Here is a 12,927-nt window from a genome sequence, read left to right as displayed (position 1 = left end):
GATGTTGCTCGACCACCGATGGCGGCGCTGGCGGGCTCGTTGGGCGCGCGCCGTGCCCGCCTTGTGCGAGGCCTGTGGGCGCTGGCCCGACGGCCCGCTGTGTCCAACCTGCCAACGCGATCTGGCGCCGCTGATGCCACGCTGCCCGCGCTGTGCCTTGCCACGGCCCGCCGAAGTGCCGTTTTGTGCGTCGTGCCTGGGTCGAGAAGCGCCACCGTGGACACAGGTGCTGGCGCGCGTGGACTATGCCCCGCCCTGGGACGCCTGGGTGGCGGCGCTGAAGTTTCGCGGCCGACTCGGGCTGGCGGCACCACTCGCACGCCTGTGGTTGGACGACCCGGCCCTGGATGCCCTGCTGCGCGGCTGCGACGTCTGGTTGCCCATCCCCTTGGCGCCGCGACGGCTGGCCGAACGCGGCTACAACCAGGTGTGGGCGCTGATGCAAGCCCTGGCGGCGTGGCGCCCAACCCCCTGCGCCTGGCCAACGGCGCTGCAGCGGCGCGACGATGCGCCCGCCCAGCACCGGCTCGACCGCGCGCAGCGGCTCGCCCAAGCGCCGCAGCTGTTTGCGCTGGACGCGCACGCGGCCCACCGCATCCGGGGCTGTCACGTACTGGTGGTGGACGATGTCATGACCACCGGCGCAACCCTGCAAGCGGCCAGCGCCGTGCTGCTGGCCGCCGGCGCGCGGGCCGTCAGCGCCTTGGTGCTGGCGCGCACGCCGCGGCCCGGGTCGCCAGCGTCGATGGAATAATGCGCGCCCCATGTGGCATATCGTCCTCGTGGCGCCGGAGATCCCGCCCAACACCGGCAACGTCATTCGCTTGTGCGCCAACACCGGCGCCACGCTGCACCTGGTCGAGCCGCTGGGTTTTTCGATGGACGACAAATTGCTGCGCCGCGCCGGGCTCGACTACCACGAATACGCAACGGTGCGTCGCCACGCCTCTTGGGCCGACTGGTTGGCGCAGGAGCGGCCGGACCCGGCACGATGCTTTGCCCTGACCACGCGTGGCAGCCGTTCGGTGTATGCGACGACCTTTGCCGCCGGCGACTGGCTGGTCTTTGGCTCGGAATCGCGCGGGCTGCCGGCTGACGTGCTGCACGCCTTCGCGCCGGCGCAACGCCTGCGCCTGCCGATGCGCCCGGGACAGCGCAGCCTCAATCTGTCCAACGCAGTGGCGGTGGTGTCGTTCGAAGTCTGGCGCCAGTTGGGATTTGCGGGTTCGGCGCCGGTGGTGGAGAGTTGAGCGGCGACCCCCAAACCGGCCGGTCTGGTCAACCACGGCAACGACGCGCATCGCGCGCGACGACCGGGGCGGCGGCGGCCGAAGCAGTTCGCCGCCCCGCGCGCCGGGCTCACCGATAGTGCCGCACCAGCATCTCGGCCACGCACGCCGGCTTGGTCTGTCCCTCGATCTCCACCGTCACGCGCCAGGCCAGGTGCACGCCGTCGGGCTCGATGGGCTGCAGCGACAGCAGATTCAGCCGGGCGCGCAGGCGGCTGCCCACGGGCACGGGAGCCGTGAAACGCACCCGCTCGATACCGTAGTTGATGGACATACGCACGCCCTCGACGAGCACCGCCTCGCCCAGCCAGCGCGACAGCAGTGACAAAGTGAGAAAGCCATGGGCGATGGGGCGGCCAAACGGTCCGCGCGCGGCGCGCTCGGCATCCACGTGGATCCACTGGTGGTCATCGGTGGCGTCGGCAAAGCGGTTGATGCGTTCCTGCGTGATGGTCAACCAATCGGTGACGGCGACCTCGGTGCCCACTGCCGCCTGCAACGCCTCGAAAGAAGAAAAGGTTTTCATGGCGCCCGACTGTAGCGCCCAGGGGCGCGTCGCGCTGTCCGCTGGCCGACACGGTGCCCCTGCGCCTCAAGGTGCATCCAGCCAAGCCAACAACGGTTGCCACTGGCGCAACTCGCGCTCGACCTGTGTTGGCCGCACATCGAACAGCGTCAGTCCCTGCGCGGCCAGGTGGCGGTACAGCTGCGCTTCGCGTATCCAGCCGACCACCGGCACCTGCAGTGTGTCGAGAAACGCCTGCAACTGCCGCGCCGCCAGCGTGCGCTCGTCCACCCGCATCGCCACCACCGCCACCCGCAGCTCCGCTGGCGAGCGCTCGCGCACCGTGGCCAAAAAAGCGTGGGTCGCATAGATGTCGAAGACGCTGGGCTGCAGCGGCACCAGCAAGCGATCAGCGCGGCGCAGCACCTCGCGCAAGCGCTGCCCGTGCAGCCCAGCGGGGGTATCGAGCACGACGTGGGTGGTGCCACGCGGCGGTTTGAGCACGTCGGCTCGGCTGACATCCCAGCCGGCGATGGGGCGCGCTGCCGCCGGCCGCAGGGCCAGCCATTGAGCGGCGCTTTGCTGCCGATCGACGTCACCGAGCATGACGGCGTGCCCACACCGGGCCCAGTGGCCAGCGATGTGGGCGGCCAGCGTCGTTTTGCCGACGCCGCCTTTGGGATTGGCGATGGCGAGCACAGGCATTCGCAGAACCTCGACGTGCGCAGACCCCATGGTAGTCCACACAGCGGCGACAATGCGCCCATGTTTACCCCATCGCAAGCCGACGTGCGCCGTTTTTTTTGCGGCGCGTATGACCTTGGGCGGCGCGGCCTGCCGCTGGAGCCACTGCAGGCGCTGGCCTACGAGTGGATACGGCAACACCCCGAGTATCACGCCGAACTGGCCGATCTGGAGGGGGCGCTGCGCACCATGGCCAACATCGACCCCGCACGCGACAACCCATTCTTGCATCTGTCGATGCACCTGAGCATCAGCGAGCAGTGCTCGATCGACCAGCCAAGCGGCATCCGCCAAGCGGTGGAGCTGCTGGCGGCGCGCCGCGGCTCGCTGCACGCGGCGCACCACGAGGTCATGGAATGTCTGGGGCGTATGCTGTGGGAGAGCCAGCGCAGCGGACGCCCGCCCGACGGTCTGGCCTACGTGGCCGAAGTGCAACGTCGCGCCACTGCCGGCTGAAACCGGCGCGGTGCGTGCGGCCATACGCCTGCATGGCCAGCCCACGGTGCCACGTCCCCAGAGGAATGGGCGGCGTGCCTCACCATTACCCCCGCACCAACGGAAAGGCCCCGACGGGCTGCACCCATCGGGGCCTGGGCGCGGGGTTCGCTCCGCGCCAACCGAGGCCGCATGGAGGTCATTCGTCACACGCGGCCGGAGGCAAGGGATTGCCTCCTTCGGAGGAGGGCCAGGCCAAGCCGTCGCCGCACTTGGCGGGCCGGTCGCAGCCCGCGGCTGTCTGGCCACGATGCGGAGCTGCGACGACTCCACTTTAGCCCGCCTGCGCCGCCCCTGCACTGAATTTTTTCGATGACGCAGGGCCTCGTCATTGAACGAACACGAAGCGCAGACGTCGTCGCCAACCCGCCGTTGACTGCGCTTGCAGCGGCGTCCGTGACCCTGGGTGCCGCCCGCCTCGCCCAAGCGCGCACGGCGCCTGCGCGACCGCGAGCACCCCCTCGGAGCGGCGCTGGAAAGTCCCCCAGTCCTGCGGACAAAGCCAACGGGCCTGGGTGCCCCCGTTCTCAGGGGGCGTGGTCGCGCCCACACCGGTGTCGCCCCATTTTTTATATCTGTAAGTAATTTTATGATGCTTTCTAAGTCTTGACGTAATATGACAACCCCCCTACCATCGCGCCCGTTCCGTGTTCAACCCCGAGCAGGGTTGCCGGGTGGGGCAAATCGCCGCATCGATTCCGCATCCCACCTGGGCGCGACCGCCCGACCGCGGTCGCCCCACGGCCACGTGCCTGCTCACGAGCCGACCCCGGGGCATGCGCCGTCGGCGCGCGGCGCCGCGCCGCCCGTCGGATCGCACCCCACGCTGCGCCCCCTGTGCGCAGCGGCATGACCGCCGTACCGAGCGAGGATCCGCCCGATCGGCGGCCGCGGCTCGCCAAATGACGAAAGGAGCGTGTCCATGACCCTGTGCATCGACACCCAAGACCATTCCGCCTTGCGAGGCTGGCGGGCCGATCCGCACACGGATCGGCGACCACAGAGACTGGCAACGTCCGCCCGAGCAGGCCGTTCTGCGCCACAGCGGTGGCTGCGCAAGGCCTGGGACATGGCCCGCCACGCGCTGGCCGCCATCGGGCTGGCGTGGCTGGCCGGCGTGGCCGTGCTGGCGCTGCAGCCCGACTGGCGCGCCGAACTGGAGCGCGAAGTCACCGAGTGGCTGCTGCAGCGACAAGCCACCGAAAGCCTTGTGGACGAAGCCGGCGCGCTGACCGAGCGTGTGCTGGCGGCCGATCCGCTGGCGCTGCCGCCAGCGCAGGCGCGCGTGGCGCAATGGCTGGCGCGTAAATACCGCGTGGCCAGCGAACCGCTGGGTGCCCTGGTGGCCGAGGCGCACCACATCGGCACTCAGCTGCAACTCGACCCCACCCTGATTCTGGCGGTGATGGCGATCGAATCGCGTTTCAACCCTTACGCCGCCAGCCCTTGGGGCGCGCACGGACTGATGCAGGTGCACACCCGCGTGCACGAGGACAAACTCGAACCGTTGGGCGGGGCGCTGGCCGTCTTCGATCCCTTGAGCAATCTGCGTGTCGGGGCCGAAATCCTGCGTGATGCCATCCGGCGTGCCGGCTCGATTCCTGGGGGCTTGCGCCTGTATGTCGGTGCCGTCAGCACCGACGGGCGCGACTATCTCGTCAAGGTGCTCTCGGAGCACGAGCGCCTCAAACGCGTGGCCAACGGCCAGCAGGTGGGGTTCCAGGCGGCCATGCCCTTGCCACCGCTGCCCGCTGTGGACGATGAGGCGGCGGCTTTGCGCTCGTCACCGCTGCCCGCAGTGGGCGATAGCGCCGCCACACCCGCCGAAGCAGCATTGGACGCGAGCAAGGCCAGCGCTGCACGCCCATCCTGACCGCGCCACGCCGGGGCCGATCATTGGCCGACCTTGGTAGAATCGGCGCGCGCGCGACTGGCGATAGGTTGGACAGCAGCCGTGGCAGGCACGGTGTGGCTGTGGCCGACGTGGGGCACCACGGGGAAGCGCGCCGACCGAGCCGTGTCGCGGCCCGGCGTTGCGCCGTTCGCCTGGGCAGCCCGTGTTGACACCGCCGCGCCACGGGTCTAACGACCACGACAGGACTGCCATGTTCGACCGCAGCGTTCTCATCGAACACACCGACCCCGAGCTGTGGGCGGCCATCCAAGCGGAAAACCGCCGCCAGGAACAGCACATCGAGCTGATCGCCAGTGAAAACTATGCCTCGCCTGCCGTGATGGCGGCGCAGGGCACGCAGCTCACCAACAAATATGCCGAAGGTTATCCGGGCCGCCGCTACTACGGCGGCTGCGAGCACGTGGACGTGGCCGAGCAATTGGCCATCGACCGTGTCAAGCAACTGTTCGGCGCCGAGGCCGCCAACGTCCAGCCGCATTGCGGCGCCTCGGCCAACGAGGCGGTGTTTCTGGCCTTCCTCAAGCCGGGTGACACCATCATGGGCATGAGCCTGGCCGAAGGCGGCCACCTGACCCACGGCATGGCGCTGAACATGTCGGGCAAGTGGTTCAACGTCATCTCCTACGGGCTCAACGAGCGCGAGGAAATCGACTACGACGCGATGGAAGCCAAGGCGCGCGCGCACCGACCCAAGCTCATCATTGCCGGCGCCAGCGCCTACAGCCTGCGCATCGACTTCGAGCGCTTCGCCCGCGTGGCCAAGGAGGTGGGCGCCCTCTTCATGGTGGACATGGCGCACTATGCGGGGTTGATTGCAGCCGGAGTCTACCCCAACCCGGTGCCGCACGCCGACGTGGTCACCTCCACCACCCACAAGAGCCTGCGCGGGCCGCGCGGCGGCATCATCCTGATGAAGGCCGAGCACGAAAAAGCCATCAACAGCGCCGTCTTCCCCGGCCTGCAGGGCGGCCCGCTGATGCACGTCATCGCCGCCAAGGCGGTGGCGTTCAAAGAGGCGCTGTCGCCCGCGTTCAAGACCTACCAGCAGCAGGTCGTGCGCAACGCGCAAGCGATGGCCGAGACCCTGCAGCAGCGCGGCCTGCGCATCGTCAGCGGCCGCACCGAAAGCCACGTGATGCTGGTGGACCTGCGCGCCAAAGGCATCACCGGCAAAGAAGCCGAAGCCGTGCTCGGGCAGGCGCACATCACGGTCAACAAAAACGCCATCCCGAACGACCCGGAAAAGCCGATGGTGACTAGCGGCATCCGCCTGGGCACGCCGGCCATGACGACGCGCGGCTTCGGCGAGGCCGAGGCGCGCCAGACCGCGCATCTGATCGCCGACGTGCTCGACGATCCGCGCAACCCCGCCACCATCGAGCGCGTGCGCGCTGCGGTGGCGGCGCTGACCGAGCGCTTCCCCGTCTACGGGTGATGCGATGAAATGCCCGTTTTGCGGACACGCCGACACCCAAGTAGTGGAAACCCGCGAGTCCGACGACGGGATGTTCGTACGCCGGCGCCGCCGCTGCGGTGGCTGTGACCGGCGCTTCACCACCTACGAACGGGTGGAGTTGACCTTCCCGCAGGTGGTCAAGAAAGACGGCCGGCGTGTGGACTACGACCCGGCCAAGCTGCGCGCCAGCTTTGCCCTGGCACTGCGCAAGCGCCCGGTGGGCGCGGCGGACATCGACGCCGCGATGGCCCGCATCGAAGAAAAACTGCTGGCCGAAGGGGCGCGCGAGGTCAGCGCGCAGCGCATCGGTGAATGGGTGATGGAGGAGCTGCGCCAGCTCGACCAAGTAGCCTACGTGCGCTTTGCCAGCGTCTACCGCAGCTTCGAGGATGTGGATGCGTTTCGCAGCGTCATCGACGAGGTGCGCCGTTGAGCCGTGGCGCGTGCAGCGGCAGCCGCACCTGGGCCACGAACTCCCCTTCCGACTCGTACACCCGCAGCCGCGCAGCCCCGCCGTACAACAAGGCCAGACGCTCGCGCAGATTGGCCAGCGCCAGGCCATGGCCTGCGGTGCGCATACCAGGCGCGGGCAGGGGGTTGCGCACGAACAGCACCAGGTGCTCGTCGTCGCGAAACGCCTCCACCGTCAGGCAGCCACCCTCGGGCCGCGGCTCGATACCGTGGCGCACCGCGTTTTCCACCAAGGGCTGCAGGGTCAGCGGCGGCAGCAGCGCGTCCATCGGCGCGTTGTCCACGTGCCAGGCCACGTGCATCCGCTCGCCCAGACGCACCTGCTCCACCGCCAGGTAGGCGCGCGCCAGTGCCAGTTCCTCGGCCAGCGGCACCTGTGCACGCGGCTCGGCCAGCAGGGCGCGGTACAACTCCGCCAGGTCTTCCAGCATCGCTTCGGCGCGCGCCGGATCGCGCCGCAACAGCGCCAGCACGCTATTGAGGCTGTTGAACAAAAAATGCGGCCGCATACGCGATTGCAGCGCAAGCAAGCGCGCCTGTGCCAAAGCAGGCGACAAGCGGTGGTGGCGCCAGTCGAGGTAGCCCAGCAGCGCCAGCACGCTGAGCTCGACCAGCGCCAGCGCTCGCGGCCCGTCGGCGTCTGCGCGCGCGCCGAAGCGCCACGCGGCGTCCACACCCAGCGTCAGCAGCGCCGCCCCCAGCGCCACCCACGCCACCGCATGGCGGTAGGGGCGCTGGCGCAACCAGGGGCTCAACGCCGCCAGCCCCAACAACAGCGCGGCCAAGGCCGCTGCCACCACGGCGACGGTCGCGCTCGATGCCACTTCGCCGATCCGTATCAGGCCCAGGGCAGCAACCCACAGCCCGACGGCGCGCAGCACCACGGCAGGCGCGCGAAAATCCGGAAAACGCACGGCATCCAGCGTCATGGGCACCGAGTATGCGCCAGCCAGCGGCGCGCGGGGGCGTCACTCGGGGCCTGTTATTCGGCTGGACCGTGGTCATGGACCCGTCGCGCCCCGTTCAGCGCTGCCGCTGCACCGTCGTCCCTGCCCTCATCCCTGCCCTCATCCCTGCCCTCATCCCTGCCCTCATCCCTGCCCTCGTCCTTGCCCGCGCGGCGCGGCGCCGACGGTGCGACAATCACACCATGTTCACTGGCCTCATCACCCGTGTCGGGCGCATCGAGCGGCTGCAGCCGCTGGGCCCCGACGCCTGCCATGGCGTGCGGCTGCACGTGGCCGCCGACCCCGACTATCTGGACGATGTGGCGCTGGGCGACAGCATCGCCATCAACGGCGCGTGCATGACGGTCACCGCGCTCGATGCGGCCGCCGGCACGTTCACGGTGGACGTATCGGCCGAATCGCTGGCGCGCACCTGCGGGCTCGATCGGCCCGGCCCCGTCAATTTGGAGAAGGCCTTGCGGCCGCTGGACCGCCTGGGCGGGCATCTCGTCAGCGGCCATGTGGATGGCGTGGGCAGCGTGACCCAACTCAGCCCGGTGGGGGAGTCCTGGTTGCTGGGCGTGCTGGCGCCGCCCACCTTGGCCAAATATCTGGCCTACAAGGGCTCGATCACCGTCAACGGGGTCAGCCTCACCATCAATGCCGTGCGCGACCGCGCCGACGGCTGCGAGATCCACATCAATCTCATTCCCCATACACTTCAGCACACGACCCTGGGGACGTTGGCGCCCGGCGCCCCGGTGAACCTGGAGGTGGATATGATTGCGCGCTATGTCGAGCGCATGCTGGCGCTGGGCAAGCTGGCTGCGGCACCCGCTGCCTGAACGCCCGCCGCCGGCGCCGCTTGCCTCGTCGGGGCGCACCGCCGCCCCGCGCCGCGGGCATCCCCTCCCGTCCCCCCCAGGGCACCGATCTATGCAGCCATCCGCACCAAGCACCCCACCGCCGGCGCTCGCCCCCATCGCCACGGTCGATGAGATCGTGGCCGAACTGCGCGCCGGCCGCATGGTCATCCTAGTCGACGAGGAAGACCGCGAAAACGAAGGCGATCTGGTCTTGGCCGCCGACCACGTCACGCCAGAAGCCATCAACTTCATGGCCAAATACGGACGCGGGCTGATTTGCCTGACGCTGACCCGGCAGCGCTGCGAGCAGCTGCGCCTGCCGCCGATGGTGCCGCGCAACGGCACCAAGATGGGCACGGCGTTTACCGTCTCGATCGAAGCCGCCGAAGGCGTGACCACGGGCATCTCGGCGGCCGACCGCGCCCACACCATTCGCGTGGCGGTGGCGCCCAACGCCCGACCCGACGATTTGGTACAGCCCGGCCACGTCTTTCCGCTGCAGGCGGTCGATGGCGGCGTGCTGATGCGCGCCGGCCACACCGAAGCCGGCTGCGACCTGGCCGCTCTGGCCGGCTGCACGCCCGCTGCCGTCATCTGCGAGATCATGAACGACGACGGCACGATGGCGCGCCTTCCCGATCTGCAGCGCTTTGCCGCGCTGCATGGCTTGAGAATCGGCACCATCGCCGACCTGATCGAGTACCGCAGCCGCACCGAAAGCCTGGTGGTGCGCGTGGGCAGCCGCCCGCTGACCACCGCATTCGGCGATTTTTTGGCCCACGCCTACCGCGACAAAACCAGTGGCGGCGTCCATTTTGCCCTGGTGGCCGGTCAGTGGCGGCCCGAGGACGTGGTGCCGGTGCGGGTCCACGAGCCGTTGTCGGTGCTGGATGCGCTGGAGGTGGGCCGGCGCATGCACTCCTGGAGCCTGGAGGCGGCGCTGCGCCATCTGCAGCAGGCAGGGCGCGGTGTGGCGGTGCTGCTCAACGCCGGCGAAAGCGCCGAGCAGCTGCTGGAGCAGTTCAATGGTACGGCGCGCTCCGCGCAAGCGCCCGAGCGCGGGCGCATGGATTTGCGCACCTACGGCGTGGGCGCGCAGATTCTGCGCGACTGCGGCGTGCAGCGCATGCAGTTGCTGGGCCACCCCCGCCGCATGCCCAGCATGACGGGCTATGGGCTGGAGGTGGCGGGTTTTTTGCCGCCGACTTTGGAAGGAATGTCCTCATGATGGGAGCCCACAAGGGTCAAAGCAGTGCCGCGCTCGACGGACGCGGGTTGCGCGTTGGCTTGGTGCAGTCGCGCTTCAACCAAGGCATCACCGACGCGCTGGTGGCCGCATGCCGCAGCGAGCTGCGCACACTCGGCGTGGCCGACGATGACGTGACGCTGGAGCAGGTACCGGGCGCGCTGGAGGTGCCGCTGGCCTTGCAGGCCATGGCCGAGAGCGGCCGCTTCGACGCCCTGGTGGCGCTGGGTTGCGTGATTCGCGGCGAGACCTACCACTTCGAGCTGGTCTGTAACGAGTCGGCCGCCGGCATCACGCGCGTGGCGCTGCAGCAGCGCATCCCCATTGCCAATGCGATTCTCACCACCGAAAATCTGTCGCAGGCGGTGGCGCGCCAAGACGAGAAAGCGCGCGACGCGGCGCGCGTGGCGGTGGAGATGGCGCGGCTGCTCAAGCGCTGGCCGGTGGACTGAGTGCGGCTGCCCTGCCGTCGCGGCCCGAGCCGGCCCGGGGGTCTGGTGCGTCTGGCAACCGCCGCAGCCCGCGCCGCTCTGGGACAATAACGCCCATGACATCAACGAAAGAAAAATCGGCACGCACCCGTGCGCGCGAATTCGCCGTGCAGGCGTTGTATCAGCATCTGGTGGGGCGCAACGAGGCGCAGGACATCGACCAGTTCACGCGCGACCTCAGCGGCTTTCACAAGGCCGACAGCGCCCACTACGACGCGCTGCTGCACGGCTGCATCGCCGAAGGCGCCGAGCTCGACGCCGCGCTGGCACCGCTGCTGGATCGGCCGCTGGCCGAGCTGTCACCCATCGAACACGCGGTGCTGTGGATCGGCGCCTACGAATTTCGCCATTGCCCCGACGTGCCCTGGCGCGTCGTCATCAACGAGTGCATCGAACTGGCCAAGCGCTTCGGCGGCACCGACGGGCACAAATTCGTCAACGGCGTGCTCAACCGGCTGGCGCCGCAGATACGCGGCGAGGAGGTGACGCGTGACCCGGCACGCCGGCCCTGAGCTGGCCACGACACCGCCCTCACCGGCCACGCAGTCGCCACAGGGCCACGCGCCGCAATCGGCAGCCAACTCGTCGGTGGACGCCGGGGCAGACGCGGCCGGCGGCACGCAACACCGCTGGAGCGTGCGGGTCTATTGGGAAGATACCGACGCCGGCGGCATCGTCTACTATGCCAACTATCTGAAATTTTTCGAGCGCGCCCGCACCGAGTGGCTGCGCCAGCTCGGTCTGGAGCAGCAGGTGTTGCGGCAGCGGCACGGCGGTATGTTCGTCGTCGCCGAGGCCCACGTGCGCTATCTGCGCCCGGCGCGCTTGGACGATGCGTTGCACATCGTCACCACCTCCACCGAGCTGGGCCGCGCCAGCGTCACCCTGGCGCAGCGCGCCGAGCACACCGATGGCACCGTCCTGTGTGCGGGGCAGGTGCGCATCGGCTGGGTGGAGGTGGCCACGCTGCGCCCGGCGCGCCTGCCGTCCGAGCTGGCACGCGCCTTGGCGCCGCTGGCAACCGATTCTGCACGGACACCGTCATGACGCACGACTTTTCCATCCTCCAATTGCTGCGCGATGCCTCCTGGGTCGTGCAGGCGGTGGTGCTGTTGCTGGTAGGAGTGTCTATCGCCAGCTGGGCCGCCATTTTTCGCAAGATCTTCACGCTCAAGCGCGTGCAGCGCCTCACCGACGCGTTCGAGCGCGACTTCTGGTCGGGCGGCAGCCTGCAGGAGCTGTACCTGGCGGCGGTCAAGCACGCACGCGACGGCAGCCCGATGGAGCGCATCTTCGCCAGCGGCATGCGCGAATTTCAAAAACTGCGCGAGCGCCGCATGGCGCAGCCCGATGCGCTGCTGGACGGGGCGCGGCGCGCCATGCGAGCCGCCTACCAGCGCGAGCTCGACGCCCTGGAGGTCAACCTATCGTTTCTCGGCTCGGTGGGGTCGGTCTCGCCGTATGTGGGGCTGTTCGGCACGGTGTGGGGCATCATGCACGCCTTCACCGGGCTGGGTTCGATGACCCAGGTGACGCTGGCCACGGTGGCACCCGCCATCGCCGAAGCGCTGGTGGCCACCGCCATCGGCCTGTTTGCCGCCATCCCGGCCGTCGTCGCCTACAACCGTTTCGCGCACGACATCGACCGTCTGGCCAACCGCCTGGAGACCTTCATCGAAGAGTTCTCCAACATCCTGCACCGCCACGCCGGAACCGCAGGCGGCATGTCGCATGGAGGCTGATGCGCCATGCCCGCACTGAGCCCACGCGGGCGCGGACGACGCGCCATCACCGACATCAACATGGTGCCGTTCATCGACGTGATGCTGGTGCTGTTGATCATTTTCATGGTGACGGCGCCGCTGATCGTTCCCAGCCAGGTGGAATTGCCGCGGGTGGGGCAAGGGCAGCGCCAGCCCGAGCGCTTCGTGCACGTGATGGTGGAGCGTGATGGTACGCTGCGCGTGCGCGACAGCGCGCGCGCCACGGCCGAGGCCGACAGCGTGACGCTGCCCATGCTGCCCGCGCGCGTGCGCGCCCTGCAGGGCGAAGGCGACGCCGCACAACAGGTGCCGGTCATCATCAGTGGCGACCGGCGTGTGGTCTATGAGGAGGTGCTGCGGGTGATGGACGCGCTGCAGCGCGCGGGGGTGCAGCGCATTGGCTTGTCGGTGCAAACCGCGCCCGTGCAGCGCTGACCTGGACTTCCCCAGCAGGAGACGGCAAAGCGCCTATGCAGGCCAGCGTGACCGACGTCGATCTGAGTCCCCCGCCCCCGCGCGGCAGCTGGCGCCCGTGGGCGCTGGCGCTGCTGGCGCACGCGCTGCTGGCGCTGGCCCTGTCGTGGGGGGTGACGTGGCAGCGCGACACCCCGGTGGTGGCCAGCGCGGAGCTGTGGGCAGCGCTGCCGCAGACCGCCGCACCCCGGCTGGTCGCTGCCGCCGAGCCGCCAGACGATCCCGCGACCGCGCCGCGCCCGCAGCCGCCCCAACCCGCCCCCGT

Annotated in this window: 16 protein-coding genes and 1 pseudogene; 14 read left to right on the top strand and 3 right to left on the bottom strand. The window is 69.4% G+C overall.

Annotated elements, in window-relative coordinates; genetic code table 11:
* The first annotated feature begins 1 nt into the window (after position 1).
* Together Tchar_RS10595 and Tchar_RS10590 are read left to right on the top strand one after the other, a co-directional pair.
* Positions 2–754 (top strand): ComF family protein, encoded by a 753-nt coding sequence (locus tag Tchar_RS10595; protein ID WP_161595505.1) that lies wholly within the window; start codon positions 2–4, stop codon positions 752–754.
* A gap of 10 nt (positions 755–764) precedes the next feature.
* Positions 765–1,250 carry a tRNA (cytidine(34)-2'-O)-methyltransferase gene (locus Tchar_RS10590; protein WP_144328993.1) on the top strand — a complete coding sequence of 162 codons (486 nt, stop codon included), beginning with the start codon at positions 765–767 and terminating at the stop codon, positions 1,248–1,250.
* A 109-nt stretch (positions 1,251–1,359) separates the two neighbouring features.
* Here Tchar_RS10590 and Tchar_RS10585 read toward each other — a convergent pair whose 3' ends face one another.
* Both Tchar_RS10585 and Tchar_RS10580 read right to left on the bottom strand, forming a co-directional pair.
* Complete coding sequence (locus Tchar_RS10585) at positions 1,360–1,815, bottom strand: MaoC family dehydratase (protein WP_144328992.1); 456 nt, start codon at positions 1,813–1,815, stop codon at positions 1,360–1,362.
* Positions 1,816–1,881: 66 nt separating this feature from the next.
* On the bottom strand, positions 1,882–2,499 hold the full coding sequence (locus Tchar_RS10580; RefSeq protein ID WP_144328991.1) for a ParA family protein: 618 nt from the start codon (positions 2,497–2,499) through the stop codon (positions 1,882–1,884).
* A gap of 60 nt (positions 2,500–2,559) precedes the next feature.
* Here Tchar_RS10580 and Tchar_RS10575 point away from each other — a divergent pair, with 60 nt between their 5' ends.
* The 4 genes from Tchar_RS10575 (at position 2,560) to nrdR (ending at position 6,837) form a co-directional block, all read left to right on the top strand.
* Complete coding sequence (locus Tchar_RS10575; RefSeq protein ID WP_144328990.1) at positions 2,560–2,994, top strand: DUF1841 family protein; 435 nt, start codon at positions 2,560–2,562, stop codon at positions 2,992–2,994.
* Between the two features lie 1,108 nt (positions 2,995–4,102).
* Complete coding sequence (locus Tchar_RS10570) at positions 4,103–4,906, top strand: lytic transglycosylase domain-containing protein (protein WP_144328989.1); 804 nt, start codon at positions 4,103–4,105, stop codon at positions 4,904–4,906.
* A gap of 232 nt (positions 4,907–5,138) precedes the next feature.
* Complete coding sequence (gene glyA / locus Tchar_RS10565) at positions 5,139–6,383, top strand: serine hydroxymethyltransferase (RefSeq protein WP_144328988.1); 1,245 nt, start codon at positions 5,139–5,141, stop codon at positions 6,381–6,383.
* A gap of 4 nt (positions 6,384–6,387) precedes the next feature.
* Positions 6,388–6,837 (top strand): transcriptional regulator NrdR, encoded by a 450-nt coding sequence (gene nrdR / locus Tchar_RS10560; protein WP_144328987.1) that lies wholly within the window; start codon positions 6,388–6,390, stop codon positions 6,835–6,837.
* Here nrdR and Tchar_RS10555 read toward each other — a convergent pair.
* Positions 6,815–7,804: a sensor histidine kinase gene (locus Tchar_RS10555; RefSeq protein ID WP_144328986.1), complete on the bottom strand. Its 990-nt coding sequence runs from the start codon at positions 7,802–7,804 to the stop codon at positions 6,815–6,817. The genes nrdR and Tchar_RS10555 overlap by 23 nt on opposite strands.
* Before the next feature lie 221 nt (positions 7,805–8,025).
* Between Tchar_RS10555 and Tchar_RS10550 the strand changes: the two genes are divergently transcribed.
* The 8 genes and pseudogenes from Tchar_RS10550 to Tchar_RS10515 all read left to right on the top strand — a co-directional run.
* Positions 8,026–8,667 carry a riboflavin synthase gene (locus Tchar_RS10550; RefSeq protein WP_144328985.1) on the top strand — a complete coding sequence of 214 codons (642 nt, stop codon included), beginning with the start codon at positions 8,026–8,028 and terminating at the stop codon, positions 8,665–8,667.
* 91 nt (positions 8,668–8,758) lie between these two features.
* Complete coding sequence (ribBA, locus tag Tchar_RS10545; protein WP_144328984.1) at positions 8,759–9,916, top strand: bifunctional 3,4-dihydroxy-2-butanone-4-phosphate synthase/GTP cyclohydrolase II; 1,158 nt, start codon at positions 8,759–8,761, stop codon at positions 9,914–9,916.
* Positions 9,913–10,386, top strand: coding sequence for a 6,7-dimethyl-8-ribityllumazine synthase (ribH, locus tag Tchar_RS10540; protein ID WP_144328983.1), 474 nt, complete (start codon positions 9,913–9,915; stop codon positions 10,384–10,386). The genes ribBA and ribH overlap by 4 nt, the downstream gene beginning before the upstream one ends.
* A gap of 95 nt (positions 10,387–10,481) precedes the next feature.
* Complete coding sequence (gene nusB, locus Tchar_RS10535) at positions 10,482–10,937, top strand: transcription antitermination factor NusB (protein WP_144328982.1); 456 nt, start codon at positions 10,482–10,484, stop codon at positions 10,935–10,937.
* Positions 10,938–11,013: 76 nt separating this feature from the next.
* Positions 11,014–11,472 carry a tol-pal system-associated acyl-CoA thioesterase gene (gene ybgC, locus Tchar_RS10530; protein WP_408033579.1) on the top strand — a complete coding sequence of 153 codons (459 nt, stop codon included), beginning with the start codon at positions 11,014–11,016 and terminating at the stop codon, positions 11,470–11,472.
* Complete coding sequence (tolQ, locus tag Tchar_RS10525; RefSeq protein WP_144328981.1) at positions 11,469–12,167, top strand: protein TolQ; 699 nt, start codon at positions 11,469–11,471, stop codon at positions 12,165–12,167. The genes ybgC and tolQ overlap by 4 nt, the downstream gene beginning before the upstream one ends.
* A 6-nt stretch (positions 12,168–12,173) precedes the next feature.
* Positions 12,174–12,623: a biopolymer transporter ExbD gene (locus Tchar_RS10520; protein ID WP_144328980.1), complete on the top strand. Its 450-nt coding sequence runs from the start codon at positions 12,174–12,176 to the stop codon at positions 12,621–12,623.
* 47 nt (positions 12,624–12,670) lie between these two features.
* Positions 12,671–12,927, top strand: a pseudogene (locus Tchar_RS10515) (cell envelope integrity protein TolA); the annotation flags it as partial.

The sequence above is a fragment of the Tepidimonas charontis genome (genome assembly GCF_007556685.1).
GTDB classification, from domain to species: domain Bacteria; phylum Pseudomonadota; class Gammaproteobacteria; order Burkholderiales; family Burkholderiaceae_C; genus Tepidimonas; species Tepidimonas charontis.
This window is presented reverse-complemented; position numbering and strand designations above follow the sequence as displayed.

Coding starts and splice junctions, on each gene's coding strand:
- Tchar_RS10595 (WP_161595505.1), top strand. CDS start 2: ATGTTGCTCGACCACCGATGGCGGCGCTGGCGGGCTCGTTGGGCGCGC.
- Tchar_RS10590 (WP_144328993.1), top strand. CDS start 765: ATGTGGCATATCGTCCTCGTGGCGCCGGAGATCCCGCCCAACACCGGC.
- Tchar_RS10585 (WP_144328992.1), bottom strand. CDS start 1,815: ATGAAAACCTTTTCTTCTTTCGAGGCGTTGCAGGCGGCAGTGGGCACC.
- Tchar_RS10580 (WP_144328991.1), bottom strand. CDS start 2,499: ATGCCTGTGCTCGCCATCGCCAATCCCAAAGGCGGCGTCGGCAAAACG.
- Tchar_RS10575 (WP_144328990.1), top strand. CDS start 2,560: ATGTTTACCCCATCGCAAGCCGACGTGCGCCGTTTTTTTTGCGGCGCG.
- Tchar_RS10570 (WP_144328989.1), top strand. CDS start 4,103: ATGGCCCGCCACGCGCTGGCCGCCATCGGGCTGGCGTGGCTGGCCGGC.
- glyA (WP_144328988.1), top strand. CDS start 5,139: ATGTTCGACCGCAGCGTTCTCATCGAACACACCGACCCCGAGCTGTGG.
- nrdR (WP_144328987.1), top strand. CDS start 6,388: ATGAAATGCCCGTTTTGCGGACACGCCGACACCCAAGTAGTGGAAACC.
- Tchar_RS10555 (WP_144328986.1), bottom strand. CDS start 7,804: ATGACGCTGGATGCCGTGCGTTTTCCGGATTTTCGCGCGCCTGCCGTG.
- Tchar_RS10550 (WP_144328985.1), top strand. CDS start 8,026: ATGTTCACTGGCCTCATCACCCGTGTCGGGCGCATCGAGCGGCTGCAG.
- ribBA (WP_144328984.1), top strand. CDS start 8,759: ATGCAGCCATCCGCACCAAGCACCCCACCGCCGGCGCTCGCCCCCATC.
- ribH (WP_144328983.1), top strand. CDS start 9,913: ATGATGGGAGCCCACAAGGGTCAAAGCAGTGCCGCGCTCGACGGACGC.
- nusB (WP_144328982.1), top strand. CDS start 10,482: ATGACATCAACGAAAGAAAAATCGGCACGCACCCGTGCGCGCGAATTC.
- tolQ (WP_144328981.1), top strand. CDS start 11,469: ATGACGCACGACTTTTCCATCCTCCAATTGCTGCGCGATGCCTCCTGG.
- Tchar_RS10520 (WP_144328980.1), top strand. CDS start 12,174: ATGCCCGCACTGAGCCCACGCGGGCGCGGACGACGCGCCATCACCGAC.